General features: G+C 65.8%; 13 protein-coding genes. 4 read left to right on the top strand and 9 right to left on the bottom strand.

Features of this window, described 5'->3' with window-relative positions; translation table 11 throughout:
- Positions 1-47: 47 nt before the first annotated feature.
- Complete coding sequence (locus tag ACEN9Q_RS15425; RefSeq protein ID WP_495625191.1) at positions 48-1256, top strand: EAL and HDOD domain-containing protein; 1209 nt, start codon at positions 48-50, stop codon at positions 1254-1256.
- Between the two features lie 52 nt (positions 1257-1308).
- Here ACEN9Q_RS15425 and ACEN9Q_RS15420 read toward each other — a convergent pair whose 3' ends face one another.
- From ACEN9Q_RS15420 to metG, 7 genes are all read right to left on the bottom strand, one after another.
- Positions 1309-2358 carry a cellulase family glycosylhydrolase gene (locus ACEN9Q_RS15420; protein ID WP_495625190.1) on the bottom strand — a complete coding sequence of 350 codons (1050 nt, stop codon included), beginning with the start codon at positions 2356-2358 and terminating at the stop codon, positions 1309-1311.
- 125 nt (positions 2359-2483) lie between these two features.
- Positions 2484-3239, bottom strand: a complete 756-nt coding sequence (locus ACEN9Q_RS15415; RefSeq protein ID WP_495625189.1) for a PilZ domain-containing protein — start codon at positions 3237-3239, stop codon at positions 2484-2486.
- A 108-nt stretch (positions 3240-3347) separates the two neighbouring features.
- Complete coding sequence (gene panC / locus ACEN9Q_RS15410) at positions 3348-4187, bottom strand: pantoate--beta-alanine ligase (protein ID WP_495625188.1); 840 nt, start codon at positions 4185-4187, stop codon at positions 3348-3350.
- Between the two features lie 21 nt (positions 4188-4208).
- On the bottom strand, positions 4209-5087 hold the full coding sequence (locus tag ACEN9Q_RS15405) for a segregation and condensation protein A (protein WP_056436238.1): 879 nt from the start codon (positions 5085-5087) through the stop codon (positions 4209-4211).
- Between the two features lie 32 nt (positions 5088-5119).
- Positions 5120-5317, bottom strand: a complete 198-nt coding sequence (locus ACEN9Q_RS15400) for a DUF3460 family protein (protein WP_056436235.1) — start codon at positions 5315-5317, stop codon at positions 5120-5122.
- Between the two features lie 90 nt (positions 5318-5407).
- Positions 5408-6724, bottom strand: a complete 1317-nt coding sequence (locus ACEN9Q_RS15395) for an enoyl ACP reductase FabMG family protein (protein ID WP_056436232.1) — start codon at positions 6722-6724, stop codon at positions 5408-5410.
- Positions 6725-7040: 316 nt separating this feature from the next.
- Positions 7041-9188, bottom strand: coding sequence for a methionine--tRNA ligase (metG, locus tag ACEN9Q_RS15390; protein ID WP_495625187.1), 2148 nt, complete (start codon positions 9186-9188; stop codon positions 7041-7043).
- Between the two features lie 145 nt (positions 9189-9333).
- Between metG and apbC the strand changes: the two genes are divergently transcribed.
- Both apbC and ACEN9Q_RS15380 read left to right on the top strand, forming a co-directional pair.
- Positions 9334-10422, top strand: a complete 1089-nt coding sequence (apbC, locus tag ACEN9Q_RS15385; protein ID WP_056436226.1) for an iron-sulfur cluster carrier protein ApbC — start codon at positions 9334-9336, stop codon at positions 10420-10422.
- Between the two features lie 109 nt (positions 10423-10531).
- The gene (locus ACEN9Q_RS15380; RefSeq protein WP_495625186.1) at positions 10532-11563 is read left to right on the top strand and encodes an RNA methyltransferase; all 1032 of its coding nucleotides are present in this window, start codon (positions 10532-10534) and stop codon (positions 11561-11563) included.
- On the opposite strand, the gene ACEN9Q_RS15375 is transcribed toward ACEN9Q_RS15380, so the two are convergent.
- Together ACEN9Q_RS15375 and ACEN9Q_RS15370 are read right to left on the bottom strand one after the other, a co-directional pair.
- Complete coding sequence (locus ACEN9Q_RS15375; RefSeq protein ID WP_495625185.1) at positions 11543-12250, bottom strand: 2'-5' RNA ligase family protein; 708 nt, start codon at positions 12248-12250, stop codon at positions 11543-11545. The genes ACEN9Q_RS15380 and ACEN9Q_RS15375 overlap by 21 nt on opposite strands.
- 126 nt (positions 12251-12376) lie before the next feature.
- Positions 12377-13444 carry a GGDEF domain-containing protein gene (locus ACEN9Q_RS15370; RefSeq protein ID WP_495625184.1) on the bottom strand — a complete coding sequence of 356 codons (1068 nt, stop codon included), beginning with the start codon at positions 13442-13444 and terminating at the stop codon, positions 12377-12379.
- 177 nt (positions 13445-13621) lie between these two features.
- On the opposite strand from ACEN9Q_RS15370, the gene gltX reads away from it, so the two are divergent.
- Positions 13622-15013 carry a glutamate--tRNA ligase gene (gene gltX / locus ACEN9Q_RS15365; RefSeq protein WP_495625183.1) on the top strand — a complete coding sequence of 464 codons (1392 nt, stop codon included), beginning with the start codon at positions 13622-13624 and terminating at the stop codon, positions 15011-15013.
- Positions 15014-15039 lie beyond the last annotated feature (26 nt).

The following is a 15039-nucleotide window of genomic DNA, read 5'->3' as shown; positions in this document are numbered from 1 at the left end:
GGCCGTTGCGCCGCGCGATTTCGTTTCATCCCGGGATCGTTACACACATGCACCAGACTAATTTTATCGTCCGTGAACCGCTGCTCGATCCCAAGCAGCGCGTGATTGGATACGAGCTCTGCTGGCAACGGCGGGACGGCCAGGCAGTCGTCGACGCCGACCTCGAAAGCCTCGTCGCCTTCGTGGCCGGGCACGTGGTCGACGACGAGCAGGGCTGGCTGCTGCGCGACAAGATCCTGTTCCTCGACGCCGTGCCGGCCATGCTGTCGCTGGACGCCTTGCACGTGCTGCCGCCGGAACGCACCGTGCTGTCGCTGCGCGTGCGCGACCTCGCGAACGCCGACACCCGCGCCGCCGTGCAGGCGCTGCGCGCCGGCGGCGTCGGCATCTCGATCCGCGACGCCGACCTGGCCCTGCTCGGCAAGAACCTGTCGCCCTACGCTTCCTACGCCGAAGTGCGCTTCACCGGCGCCGACGTGGCGGCCCAGGCGCGCGCGTACGCGGCCGCCAGGCAGTCGGCGCTGCGCCTGGTCGGGCGGCCGGTCACGACGTGGCAGGATTTCGACGCCTGCGCCGCGCTGGGCCTGGACGCCTTCGTCGGCAAGCTGCACCTGACGCCGCGGCCGGGCAACCCCGTCAAGGGCATGAACCCGGCCCAGACCATCATCCTGCAACTGATGCAGATGGTGCAGAACAACGAGGACGTGCCCAAGATCGAGGCCGTGCTCAAGCGCGACCCCGCGCTCATCTATAAACTGCTGCGCTTCATCAATTCGGCCGGCTTCGGCAGCGGGCGCGACATCCAGTCGCTGCGCCAGGCGATCGCCATGCTCGGCTATGCGCCGCTGTACCGCTGGCTCGTCCTGCTGCTGGCCACCGCCAGCGCGAGCGGGTATTCGCCCGTGCTGATGGAAACCGCCGTCGTGCGCGCGCGCCTGTGCGAGCTGCTCGGCCAGACGGCCCTGCCGCGCAGCGAGGGCGAGCACCTGTTCGTCGCCGGCATGTTCTCGCTGCTGGACCGCCTGCTGGGACTGTCGATGAAGGAGGTGCTGGAGACGATCCAGCTGCCGGAACAGGTCGTGCAGGCACTGCTGGGACGCGAAGGCACCTACGGGCCCTACCTGGCGCTGGCCGAAGCGTGCGAGCTGGATTCGGACCTGGTGGCGTCGCTGGCGGCATCGCTGGACATCAGCCCGCACGACGTCAACAAGGCGCATCTGTCGGCGCTGGCGTGGGCGCAGAACGTGGCGGCGTGATCCCGGCGTCGCCGCGGGTGGAGGGCGCGCCGGGAAGCGCGCGCCGTTCCGGTCAATAGATCGACGCCCTGGTGGCCGTATTGGCGATGCCGTACTGGCCGTACCACACGGTGTTGCCCCACGTTGTCGTACCCGACCAGTCAGTCATCAGGTCGAGCCAGGCATTGGGCGTATCGTTGCCGGCCGTCGACCAGGCCACGTAGCCGACCCCGAACTGCTGGGCCCATTGCATCAACAGCGACGCGTCGACCTTGCAACCGAGGTTGTTGTTGCCGTTGTCGTAGTCATAGCCGAACTCGCCGATCAGCAACGCCAGGTTGTTGTTCCGGTAGTTGTACATCGCGTTATAGATGTCGTTCGCGTTGTTGAACGTGCTGTAGGCGTGGACCGAGAACAGCAGATTGTGCCGGGGATCGTAGTTGACCAGGTCCCAGCCGTACCAGAGCCCGCCGTTGGCATTGCCGCCATAGTTCGGGTTGTCGATCACGAGCGTGGTGGTCAGGCCCGTGTTGCGGATCGTCGTGATCGGCCCTTTGTAATCCTCGCGCCATTGCAACGGCGTCTTGCCGGCATCGCCCCATTCGTTGGCGATGTTGACCATCGTGGTGCGTTCGTGTTTCTTGAGGACGGCGACGACGTCGCTGCGTGCCCAGTAGTTGGCCATGGTCTGCAGCAGTGCGGCGTCGTTGCTGCCCGTGCCGTCGTGCAGTTCGACGATGGACACCATTTTCCGGGCTTCGATGGCCGTCAATATCTGGTCCAGGCGCGCCGCGGTGCCGCTGGTGGTCCACACGACCCGAATGAGATTGGTCTTGCGCGCGGCGAGGTTGCCGAGGACGTCGTACGCCTGGGTGTCGTACCACGCGTGCGGGTTATTCACGCCGCGCGCGATGAAGGCATTGCCGTTGGCGTCTTTCAGCACGGCGCCGTCCACCCGGAATCCCTTGAACACGACCTTGCACGACGCGTTGTTTTCCCAGCCCCAGCCGTCGCCATCCGGATCGGACGCGGCGTTCGCGCAATCGGCCCAGGCCAGCGCTTTCCCTGCCGACATCGACAGGATCGCGCCCACGACCAGCAGCCGCCTCATATCGCTGTTCATGACTGTCTCCTTAATCATTTTCAGGGGGAATTCCCTGAAATGATTATAGGAATGCGGTCACGCGGATTTTTTTGGCGGGTCTTTTTTCCACGCAGTTTAGTGCCCGGCGCGATAAACGCGCCGGCTTACCTGCGCTTCTGCATCTTGCCCACCGCCCGCTCCAGCGTCTGGCGCATCTGCATGGTGATGTTCGAGATCCGGCACCCGACCTGGACCTGCGGGCCCAGCAGGAAGGTGCGGAATGGCCGCAGCAGGCGGACTTCGAGGTCGGCCGACACGATGAGCGACGAGCCCAGTTCCAGCAGCACGCCTTCCAGCTTCTTGCCCACGTACAGTTCGAGCGCCTGCTCCGGCGTTGCCCGCAGGCCGACGCCGCCGCGCGAGAAATCGTACAGCGGCATCTCGAACACCTTGCCCATCATCGAGAAGCGGGCGCCGTAGTTCATGCCCAGCGGCGATTCGAGGCGGGGCTCGGCGCGCCGGTTCAGCACGAGGCAGGCGGCCGGCAGGGGGAATTGCACCAGGTCCGGGCGGTCGGCGACGGCGCCGGGCGCCGCGTCGAGCTCGAACTGGACCTTGGCATTGCTGCCGAGCGCCGCGACGAACACCGTCTTGCCCTTCGGTAAAGTACCGTGTTCCGCGAGGTCGAGCGTGAAAACCTTGCCCTCCGGATCGACGCTGTCGATGCGCGCCATGGCGAAGTCCTGGCCGAACGGATACACGGTGACGGGCTCGCCGGTCAGGGCGAGTGTCGTCAGCGCGTCGCCGATATCGAACGGATCGCGCATTTCATGAGCGGCCGGGTTCTGGGTAATCCGGTCGACGGCGTCCGCCAGTTTGGGCGGACCCTTACGCATGAGCGGCATTGAAAGGTCAGTCAAGGCGCTACTCCTTCTTTTTACGTGGGTTGGGTAAAAAGCCAAACCCCGAGTCTAGCAAGAAGTGTTGACAATTCCTACAGCACATTTGCAACAATGGAACGTTTAGAGTCAGATCTCAAGATTATCGATCAGACGCGTCGCGCCAAGCTTGGCGGCGGTCAGGACGACGAGCGGTGCGCCCGCTTCGTATTCCTCGCGGCTCGGCGCCTGCAGGTTCATGCGCTTGCGGATCGACACATAGTCCGGCTGCCAGCCGTGCGCGGCCAGGCGCGCCATCGCGTCGCGTTCCAGCGCCATCAGGTCGGCGTGGCCGGCGCGGGTGCGTTCGGCCACGTACTGCAGGGTCTGGTACAGGAACGGCGCCTCGGCCCGCTCCACGGCGCTCAGGTAGCCGTTGCGCGACGACAGCGCCAGGCCATCCTCGGCGCGGAAGGTTTCGGCGCCGATGATTTCCGTCGGCAGGGCGAACTGGCGCGCCATGTTGCGCACGATCATTAGCTGCTGGTAATCCTTCTTGCCGAATACGGCCACGCGCGGCTGCACGCAAGAGAACAGCTTCGTCACGACGGTGCACACGCCGTTGAAGAAGCCGGGGCGGAACTCGCCTTCCAGGATATTGCCCAGGTCGTCCGGCGGCTGCACGCGGTATTCCTGCGGCTCCGGATACAGGTCTTTCTCGGTCGGCGCGAACAGTACGTACACGCCTTCCTTCTCCAGCTTGGCGACGTCCGCTTCGAATGTGCGCGGGTATTTGTCGAAGTCCTCGTTCGGACCGAATTGCAGGCGGTTGACGAAGATCGAGGCGACGACCGGGTCGCCGTGGCGCCGCGCCAGGCGCATCAGCGACAGGTGGCCCTCGTGCAGATTGCCCATCGTCGGCACGAAGGCGGTGCGCAGTTGTCCGCGCAGTTGGTCGCGCAGTTCGTCAATGGTGGAGATGATTTTCATGGTATCGGATGCGTGGAGGCGTCATGCCGGTGAATAGGCGAGCCGCACATAGATGGGGGCGAAAGGTTCGGCCTGGGTGATTTCGATTAACGTTTCTTTCGCCAGTTCGAGCATGGCGACGAAGTGCACGACGACGACGGGCACGCTGGCATGGCCGCCGAACAGGTCCGCGAACTCGACGAAGCGGGCCGACTGCAAGGTGCGCAGGATGGCCGACATGTGCTCGCGCACGGACAATTCCTCGCGGCCGATGCGGTGATGCTGGGTCAGCTTCGCGCGGCGCAGCACGTCCATCCAGGCGCGCTGCAGGTCGTGCGGGTCGACGTCCGGCCAGATCGGCCCCAGCGCCTGCTCGATGTGCAGCTGCGGCCGCGTGAAGTCGCGGCCTTCCTGGGGCAGGGCGCCCAGTTGCTGGGCCGCGAGCTTGATCTGCTCGTAGTCCAGCAGGCGCCGCACCAGCTCCGCGCGCGGGTCGTCCGCTTCCTCGACGAGCGTATCGACGCGCTTGGGCAGCAGCATACGCGACTTGATCTCGATCAGCATGGCCGCCATCAGCAGGTATTCCGCCGCCAGCTCCAGGTTGCTCTTGCGGATCTGCTCGACGTATTCCAGGTACTGCAAGGTGACCTGGGCCATCGGGATGTCGAGGATGTTGAAGTTCTGCTTGCGGATCAGGTACAGCAGCAGGTCGAGCGGACCTTCGAAGGCGTCCAGGAAGATCTCGAGCGCATCGGGCGGGATGTACAGGTCGGTGGGCAGGTGCAGCAGCGGTTCGCCGTACAGGCGCGCGATGGCGCTCTCGGCGTGGGCCGCGGCGGCATCGAGGTCAGCGCCCGCCGCGGTGCCGTCGCCCGTGTCGGGATCGGCGCGCCCACCGGGCGTCGCCTGCTCGGGCGCCATCGTCGTCGGCCTCGGATAAGCTCAGGTTGCGCTCAGATCTTGGTCTGGTACGGATAGGCCTGCTGGCGCAGGCGCGATTCTTCGATGCGGCGCTGCTCGTCCAGCGAGAGCGGGGCCTTGTCCCACAGCAGGGCGCGGCCGGCTTGCTGGCGCTCTTCCATGCCCGGGGTCTTGTCTTTCAGTTGCTTGATGAACTTGGTGTGCTCGGATTCGTACTGGGAGTGTTTCATGGCTTTTCTAGGCGAGTCCAAAAAGCGGCGGCCTCATTTATGGAGGGCCGCCGCATCATAAAAACAAGGAATGATACTGCGTGTCAGCGCTTATTGGTGCAGCGCATTGAGCTGGCGCGCGATGATGTCGTGGTTGAGCCACAGCACCGGTGCGATCTTTTCGGCCGCGCCGTGGAACATCAGCGGTCCGGCGCTTTCCAGCACGAGGGACGACAGGTGGTCCGTGATCAGCGCCTTCTTGTCCTTGTGCAGGGAGGTGATTTCTTCCGACGTGCCGATCATCAGGTCGGCCAGTTCCGGCGTGTTGTCCATCGGCCAGGCGTCGAAGTTGCGGAACGACGCGCTGGTAGCGGTCTGCAGATAGGTTTCCAGCTTGTCCAGGATCGATTGCAGCGAGACGCCGTCGGCCAGCAGGCCCTGGCAGATGTCCCATTGCTCCTGAGCCCAGGCGCCGCCACCCTCTTTCTTGAGGGCGAGAAGCAGGGGGAACAGCGACAGTTCCACGCCGACGAAGATGTCGGACGAGTTCGTGCGGATTTCCGGGCAGTTGAACACGGTGGCGCTGACGCCCCTGGCCCAGGCGGCTTCGGCGATCGACTCCAGGCGCATCTTGGCATAGCCCTGCGTGTAGTTCGTGTAGGTCTGCCACAGGTATTCGTCGCCGATCAGGATCTCGGTGCCGTGGTAGCCGTACGCCGTGTAGCGCACCTGGCCGCCTTTAGACTCCACGCGGGCGCGGATCGCGGCGGAGGCGTCGATCAGGTATTTCAGCGTGTTCGCCGTGACTTCGTCGAAGTTCATCAGGATCAGCTTGCCCAGATCGCTGTCCAGCAGGGCGCGCGAGGACATGAATCGGTCGCCGCGGCCCTTGTAGATGCGGTTGGCGATGGCCAGGAAGGCCTTGATCTTGGGGATGCCGCCGGCCATCGTGTGCGCGAAGAACACGTTGGCGCCGTCCGGGATCAGCTTGTCGATCTCGGCCATGACGGCCTGGGCGGACTGGGTGAAGCGCTGCACGCCGGCGGCGCGGCAGGCTTCGATCTTGGTCCAGTCGAGCTTGTCTTCCTGCCAGCCCTTGAGGGTAACGCCGGACAGCATCTCGGTCGGATTCTGCTCGCCCGGGGGCGCATCCATGTCGAAACCGGCCATCAGCGGCACGTTGACGATACGGCCGCCGAGTTTTTCTTCCGCTTCGGCATGCTCTTCCGGCGTCAGCGCGCGCAGGGTGCCGTCGTCGTTGCGGCGGCCGACGGTGATGCCGAGGATCGTCATGCCGGCGGCGCGCGCCTCGTCGATCAGGCCGTTCACATAGCCGCGGCCGAACAGTTCGCCGAACAGGACGAAGACGTCACCTTGGCGGTACAGGGTCGCTTGCGGGATGTGCCTCAGGGCTTTGTATTCGGTCATATTTTTCGCTACCACTTAAAAGTGAATTTATTGATGGGTCGGCGTACGGATTTTCCGTGACTGCTCCGGCCGTATCTAATTAAAAAACAGCGCATTATACTGCCACTGGCGCGCGGAAACTGATGGCATTCTGGCAAGGTATCGACGCTCTTTCCATGCCGGCCCACGGCAGGCGATCCATGAAAACCGCCTGCATTGCGCTGCGCTTCCCGTTGCCGTTTCAATCGCCGGGCCGGACGCGGCCGCCGGGATCGGCGGCCAGGATTACGAGGGCAACAAGAGCGCGTTGCCGTCGCCCTGCGGAGCAACCGGACGCTCAGCGAATCCGCATGCCCGGCTGGGCACCGCTCGCCGGCTCGAGCAGGTACAGGCCCGGATTCGTCTTTTCATCCTGCGCCGATGCGCACAGCACCATGCCTTCCGACACGCCGAACTTCATCTTGCGCGGCGCCAGGTTCGCAACCAGCACGGTCAGCTTGCCGATCAATTGCTCCGGCTGGTAAGCCGACTTGATACCCGAGAACACATTACGATAGCGGCCTTCGCCCACGTCCAGCGTGAGGCGCAGCAGCTTGTTCGAACCTTCGACGTGCTCACAATTGACGATCTTCGCGACGCGCAGGTCGATTTTGGTGAAGTCGTCGATCGAGATTTCCGGCGCCAGTGCCTCGATGTCGGAAGGTGCGGCGGTCGTCACCGCGTCCGCGGCGTCCGCAGCGGCCGCAGCGGCCGCCGGGTCGGCAGCGGCCGGCTTGTCGAACAGGTCCTCGACCATCTTGGCATCCACGCGCTGCATCAGGTGGCTGTAGGCGTTGATGGTGCGGCCCAGCAGCGGCGCGTAGACGCGCTCACCCTGGGTGTCGTCCCACGAATAGGCGTCGTCGCCGAGGAATTCGCGCACGCGCGCGGCCACGTGCGGCAGCACCGGCGACAGCAGGATCGTCAGCTGGCGGAACAGGATCAGCGCGGCGGTGCACACGTCGTGCAGCTCGGCCGTCTTCGTCTCGTCCTTGGCCAGGAGCCACGGCTTGTTCTCGTCGACGTAGCGGTTGGCGACGTCGGCCACTTCCATGATCTCGCGCAGCGCCTTGCCGAACTCGCGCGACTCGAAGTTCGCGGCGATGGACGCCTGGCGCTCGCCGACGTTGCCATTAACTTCGCCGTTCAGGGCACGAGCGATCCATTGTTTGGCGTCATCCGACAGCGCGGACGCCAGCTTGCCGTCGAAGCGCTTGGCGATGAAGCCGGCGCAGCGGCTGGCGATGTTCACGTACTTGCCGATCAGGTCGCTGTTCACGCGCGCGACGAAGTCGTCGCCCGTGAAGTCCAGGTCTTCGACGCGCGCGTTCAGCTTGAACGCGAGGTAGTAGCGCAGCCATTCCGGATTCATTTTCAGATCCAGGTAGCGCAGCGGCGAAATGCCGGTGCCGCGCGACTTCGACATCTTTTCGTTGTTCACGGTCAGGTGGCCGTGGACATTGACCTTCAGCTTGTCGATGATCGGGTGGCCCGAGAAATTCAGCATCGCCGGCCAGAACAGCAGGTGGAACGAGACGATGTCCTTGCCGATGAAGTGCACTTGCTCGGCGGCCGGATCTTTCAGGAAGGCTTCGTAATCGAGGCCTTTCTTTTCGAAGTAATTCTTGAGGCTGGCCAGGTAGCCGACCGGCGCGTCCAGCCACACATAGAAGAACTTGCCCGGCGCGTCGGGAATCGGGATGCCGAAATAGGGCGCGTCGCGTGAGATGTCCCAGTCGGCCAGCTTCTCGCCGTTTTCGCCCAGCCATTCCGACACTTTGTTGACCATCTCCGGCTGCAGGCGGCCCGGCGTGTTCAGCCACTCCTTGAGGAATTGGAAGCAGCGCGGGTCGGACAGCTTGAAGAAGTACTGTTCGGACGGCTTCAGGATCGGCGTCGACCCGGTGAACACGGAGTATGGATTGATCAGCTCGGTCGGCTGGTAGGCGGCGCCGCAGACCTCGCAGTTGTCGCCGTACTGGTCCTTCGCGTGGCAGACCGGGCATTCGCCCTTGATGTTGCGGTCGGCCAGGAACATGCCTTTCGCCGTGTCGTAGAAGCGGTCGACGGTCTTCGTGTAGATGAGGCCGTTGTCGCGCAGGCGGCGGTAGATGCTCTGCGACAGGTCGACGTTTTCCGGCGAATCCGTCGAATGCCAGTTGTCGAAGGCGATGTGGAAGCCGTCCAGGTATTGCGCGCGGCCGGCCGCGATCTTCGCCACGAATTCCTGCGGCGTCACGCCTTCCTTCTCCGCGGCGATCATGATCGGCGTGCCGTGCGTGTCGTCGGCGCCGACGAAGTGCACGGTCCGCTGTTCGCCGGCGTCGCGCTGCATTCGCTGGAAGCGGACCCAGATGTCGGCCTGGATGTACTCCATCATGTGGCCGATGTGGAAGGCAGCGTTGGCGTAGGGCAGGGCAGTGGTGACGAACAGCTTGCGTGTCATGGTCGGTGGTTGCGTGGGATGTAAAAAAAGGCATTTTACCAGCGGATCACCTCGACGCGCAGCGGACAATCCGCGCATTTGCCAGCCTGGCAACAGTCGAACCCCCGTTTTGCGCTAAACTTGCGCATCACATCCGGAGAACCCAATGAGCATCACGCCTGAAGACGTCAAGTCGGCCCTGGCCGCTGTCGTCGATCCCAATACCAATAAAGATTTCGTCTCGTCCAAGGCAGTCAAGAACATCCAGATCGACGGCGGCAGCGTCGCCCTCGACATCGAACTCGGCTATCCGGCGAAGAGCCAGGCGGCAGGTATCCGCGCGGCCGTCGTCGACGCGCTGCGCAAGCTGCCCGGCGTGGAGAACGCCAGCGTCAACGTCACGACCAAGGTGCTGTCGCACGCGGTCCAGCGCGGCTTGAAGGTGATGCCGAACGTGAAGAACATCATCGCCGTCGCCTCCGGCAAGGGCGGCGTGGGCAAGTCGACGACGGCCGTCAACCTCGCGCTGGCGCTGGCCGCCGAGGGCGCCGCGGTCGGCCTGCTGGACGCCGACATCTACGGCCCGTCGCAGCCGATGATGCTGGGCGTGAACGGCCGTCCGCAAAGCCTGGACGGCAAGACGATGGAGCCGCTGGAAAACCATGGCGTGCAGGTGTCGTCGATCGGCTTCATGATCGATCCGGACGAACCGATGGTGTGGCGCGGCCCGATGGTCACCCAGGCCCTGCAGCAACTGCTGGAACAGACCAACTGGAAGGACCTCGACTACCTCGTCGTCGACATGCCCCCGGGCACCGGCGACATCCAGCTGACCCTGTCGCAGAAAGTGCCCGTCACGGGCGCCGTGATCGTCACGACGCCGCAGGACATCGCCCTGCTGGACGCGCGCAAGGGCCTCAAGATGTTCGAGAAGGTCGGTATCCCGATCCTCGGCGTCGTGGAAAACATGAGCACCCACATCTGCTCGAACTGCGGTCACGTCGAAGCGATCTTCGGCGCGGGCGGCGGCGAAAAGATGTGCGCCGACTTCCACGTGGAATTCCTCGGCAAGCTGCCGCTGCAGCTGTCGATCCGCGAGCAGACGGATTCCGGCACGCCGACCGTCGTCGCCGAACCGGATGGCCCGGTCGCCGCGATCTATAAGGACATCGCGCGCAAGGTGGCCGTCAAGGTGGCGGAGCAGGCGAAGGATATGACGGCGAAGTTTCCGACGATCGTCGTCAAGAACGACTGAGCAGCGACCGTCGTCCCCGCGGAGGCGGGGACCCAAGTTGCGCGCATTGCAGCGACGCATGCAACACTTGGGCCCCCGCCTGTGCGGGGGCGACGTTTTTGGGCAAACTATGAGAATTGAAGCAATCCGCAGCCGCCTCCGTGCGCTGGGCGCTCGACCCCTGCACGCAGACCGCGTGCTGCGCGACTGGGTCCGCGTGATGGACCACGACCGCGGCCGCCGCCGCCCCGACGATTTTCTCCCGAAGCCTGTCCGTGAAGCGCTGCCGCAGCTGGACGCCGAACTGGATGCGCTCGCGCGGGTCGTCAGCGAGCACCCCGCCGACGACGGCTCGGCCCGGCTGCTGGTGGGCCTCGCGGATGGCCAGACCGTGGAATCCGTGCTGCTGCCGCGCGACGGCGTGTGCGTGTCGAGCCAGGTCGGCTGCGCGGTCGGCTGCCAGTTCTGCATGACGGGGCGCGATGGCCTGATCCGGCAGGTGACGAGCGGCGAGATCGTCGCCCAAGTCGTGCTGGCGCGGCGCCTGCGTCCCGTGAAGAAAGTCGTGTTCATGGGCATGGGCGAGCCCGCCCACAACCTGGACAATGTCCTGGAAGCCATCGACCTGCTCGGCATCGAGGGCAATATCGCGCACAAGAACCTCGTGTTCTCGACGGTGGGCGATCCGCGCGTGTTCGAGCGCCTGCCCGTCGGGCGCGTGAAGCCGGCGCTGGCGCTGTCGCTGCATACGACCAGGGCCGACCTGCGCGCGCGCCTGCTGCCGCGCGCGCCGCGGTTTTCCGCCGCCGAACTGGTCGAGGAGGGCGAGCGCTACGCACGCCTGACCGGCTATCCGATCCAGTACCAGTGGACGTTGCTGGACGGCGTCAACGACGGGCCGGACGAGCTCGAGGCCCTCGTGGCCCTCTTGCGCGGCAAATATGCCGTGCTGAACATGATTCCCTACAATACGAACCCGGGCCTGGACTTCCGCCGTCCCAGCTGGGACAAGGCGCGGACGATCGCGGCGTGGCTGTTCGAGCGCGGCGTGCTGACCAAATTGCGCGATTCGGCCGGGCAGGATGTCGACGGCGGCTGCGGCCAGTTGCGGGCGCGGGCGGCGGGGGAGCAGCCTGTCACGTTACGGCGCGCGGCCGGATAACGTCCACGTCTCGACGGTTTCCACGGCCGCGTTCGACATATACCAGTCGTTCACGACGAGCTGCAGCGTGTCCACCCGCATCGTCCCGAGCGGCAGCGCGCGCAGCCCGGCCAGCACCGCGGCCAGGCGCGCCGGGTCGGGCGGCGGCGCGACGAAGCGCAGCAGCGTCGAATGCGCCGTGACGAGCCGGTAGCGCTGGTCCAGCGAGCCATCCAGTCCGCTCGCGCGCAACGCGTCGCGCAGGCGCGCGCGCAGCAGTTCCAGCGTACCGTCGCGCGGAAAACCGCGGGCCAGCACGGCGCCGCGCGAGATCGTGATGCCGTCGAAATCGATGTCGAACGCGGGCAGGCCCGCCACCGCGGCGCGCACGGCCGCGGCGTAGTCCGCGCGGCGCGCCAGGTGCGGGGCGTAGTCCGCGGTCACCGTGAACAGGGACAGGATCGTCACATGCAGGTCGGCGCCGGGCTGGCGGTACTGGCGCGGGTCGGCGTCGAGCAGGCGCTCCTGCAGCGCGCCGAAGCGGGCGGCCAGGGCCGGTCCGGGGCGCGCGGCCAGGGTCAGGCCGCGGCGCGGGTCGAGACCGCCGGCCAGGTGGGTGTCGCAGTCGACGTCGCCGCTCGACACCGCAGGCCAGGCGCGGTGCCACATGGCGTCGTAGTGGGTGTGCAGGTCGGGAAGGTCGCTCATCGCTGCGATTATCGCCCGCGCGTCGCGTCTACGCCACCCGCGCGAGGCAAGGGTCCAGGTGGCGCGCGCGCACCCGGTTGCGGCCGCCGCGCTTGGCGTCGTACATCAGTTCGTCCGCGACGGCAATCAGGCCCTGCGGCGTGATGGCCTCGCCGGCGCCGAAATCCGCGCCGACGACGCCGAGCTGGCGGTCGTGGCCAGCACGGCGTCGCCGTGTTCGACGCGCCGGGCGGCGAAGGCCGCGCGGATGCGTTCGGCCAGTTCGACGGCGCCGTCCAGCCGGGTTTCCGGCAGCAGGATCAGGAATTCCTCGCCGCCGTAGCGCACCACCGTGTCGACCGCCTCGCGCGTCATCGCCTGCAGCAGGTGCGCGAAGCCGCGCAGCAGCGCGTCGCCGGCGTGGTGGCCGTAGGTGTCGTTGATCGCCTTGAAACCGTCCAGGTCACACATGATCAGCGACAGGCTGAGCCGGTAGCGCCGGGCCCGCGCGATCTCGCCGTCGAGCAGCGCGGCGTTCAGGTGGCGCCGGTTGTAGCAACCCGTCAGCGGATCGCGCACGGACAGGTTCGTCAGCACCTGTTGCGTACGATATTGCTCGCGCCACAGGCGGGCATGGCGGTTCGCGGCGACGGCGCCGAACGCGTTGGCGAACAGGATCAGCATCGTCATCGACACGAGGTGGCGCGTCGATTCGAGGTGCCGGCACCAGGCCAGCGCAATGAAGACGAGGCTGGAGCCCAGTGCGATGGCGGCAGCCGTGCGCAGGCGGTTCGGAATGAAGATCAGGATCACGACCGCCATCAGGCCGACGGAGGTGCCGTGCAGCAGGGTGTCGGCCGGACGCCGCCAGACGACGACCATATAGGTGAGCATCCCCAGCAGCGTGAACGTGCTCGCCACCCGGTACGCGGCCGCGACGGGCGCCGCCGCTTGCCATGCGTGGCGCAGGCCGGCGTATGCCAGCACGGGTACGGCGCAGCGGGCCAGCAGGGACGGCATGGCGCCCGCCAGGCCGAGGGCGAGCACGTCGCTCACGCTGAACATCATGTAGAACAGCGAGCACAGGATCAGGGCGCGGCGCAGGTCGCGCAGGATCGTCCTGGCCTGCGCGTGCAGGAAGCCGGCTTCCGTCGCCGCGCAGACGAATTCCCCGCGCAAACGCGCGATGGCAGCGGTGCTCGGATCGGTGGGCATGGACAGGGGAGGGGCGCGGGGTGGGAAGACCAGCGCGAGACTCTAGCCAAAAACTTAATTTCTGTAAAGTAATTTACGGCCGTCCGGGGTAGCGATGGCGGGGGCTTGCGCGTCTCGCCCGTTGGCGGGGCAGGCTGTAAAATAGCTGCTTGACCAACATCCAGGCAGTATCCGACCATGACCGTCCGTACCCGTTTCGCCCCCAGCCCGACCGGCTACCTCCACCTCGGCGGCGCACGCACCGCGCTGTATTCGTGGGCCTTTGCCCGCCACTTCGGCGGCACCTTCGTCCTGCGCATCGAAGATACCGACCTGGAGCGTTCGACGCCGGAAGCCGTGCAGGCGATCCTGGAAGGCATGCAGTGGCTGGGGCTCGCCCACGACGAAGGTCCGTTCTACCAGATGCAGCGCATGGACCGTTACCGCGAGGTGGTCAAAGGCATGCTGGAAGCCGGCACGGCGTACCTGTGCTACTGCTCGCCGGAAGAAGTGGAAGCGATGCGCGAGCGGATGCGCGCCGCCGGCGAGAAGCCGCGTTACGACGGCACTTGGCGCCCGGAGCCCGGCAAGACGCTGCCGCCCGTGCCGGAAGGCGTGAAGCCGGTCGTGCGCTTCAAGAATCCGCTGGACGGCGAAGTCACGTGGCACGATGTGGTCAAGGGCCCGATCACCATCGCCAACAAGGAAATGGACGACCTCGTGATCGCCCGCCCGGACGGCACGCCGACGTATAACTTCTGCGTCGCCGTCGACGACTGGGACATGAAGATCACCCACGTGCTGCGCGGCGACGATCACGTCAACAACACGCCCCGCCAGATTAATATCCTGCGCGCGCTGGGCGCCGAGCTGCCGCAATACGGCCACTTGCCGATGATCCTCGGCGCGGACGGCCAGAAACTGTCCAAGCGCCATGGCGCCGTCAGCGTGATGGACTATCCGGAGCAGGGCTATCTGCCGGAAGCGATGCTGAACTACCTCGCGCGCCTCGGCTGGAGCCACGGCGACGACGAAATCTTCTCGATGCAGCAGTTCACCGAGTGGTTCAACCTGGAGCACCTGACCGCGTCGGCCGCGCAGTTCAATCCGGAAAAGCTGGGCTGGCTGAACAACCATTACATCAAGCTGGCCGACAACGAGCGCCTGGCCGGTCTGGCGCGTCCGAAGATGGAGCGCGAGGGCGCCGCGTTCGACGCCGCGCCGCCGCTCGCCGCCGTGCTGGGCCTGATGAAGGAGCGCACCAACACGATCAACGAACTGGCCGACGCCGCCATGCTGTTCTATCGCGCGCCGAAGCCGGATGCGGCGCTGCTGGCCCAGCACCTGACCGACGCCGTGCGTCCGGCCCTGGCCCAGTTCGCCGAGCGCCTGCGCGACGTCGAGTGGACCAAGCCCGCGCTGTCCGCCATGATGAAGGAAGTGCTGGCGGCGCACGGCCTCAAGATGCCGCAACTGGCCATGCCGCTGCGCCTGCTGGTCACGGGCCAGCTGCAGACGCCGGCCATCGACGCCGTGCTGGAATTGTTCGGCCGCGACACCGTATTGGCCCGCGTGAACAAAGGTTTGTGATTCCCTCTGGGTATTTGCGAAATGCA

The sequence above is a fragment of the Massilia sp. Masssp93 genome (assembly GCF_059491295.1).
This window is presented reverse-complemented; position numbering and strand designations above follow the sequence as displayed.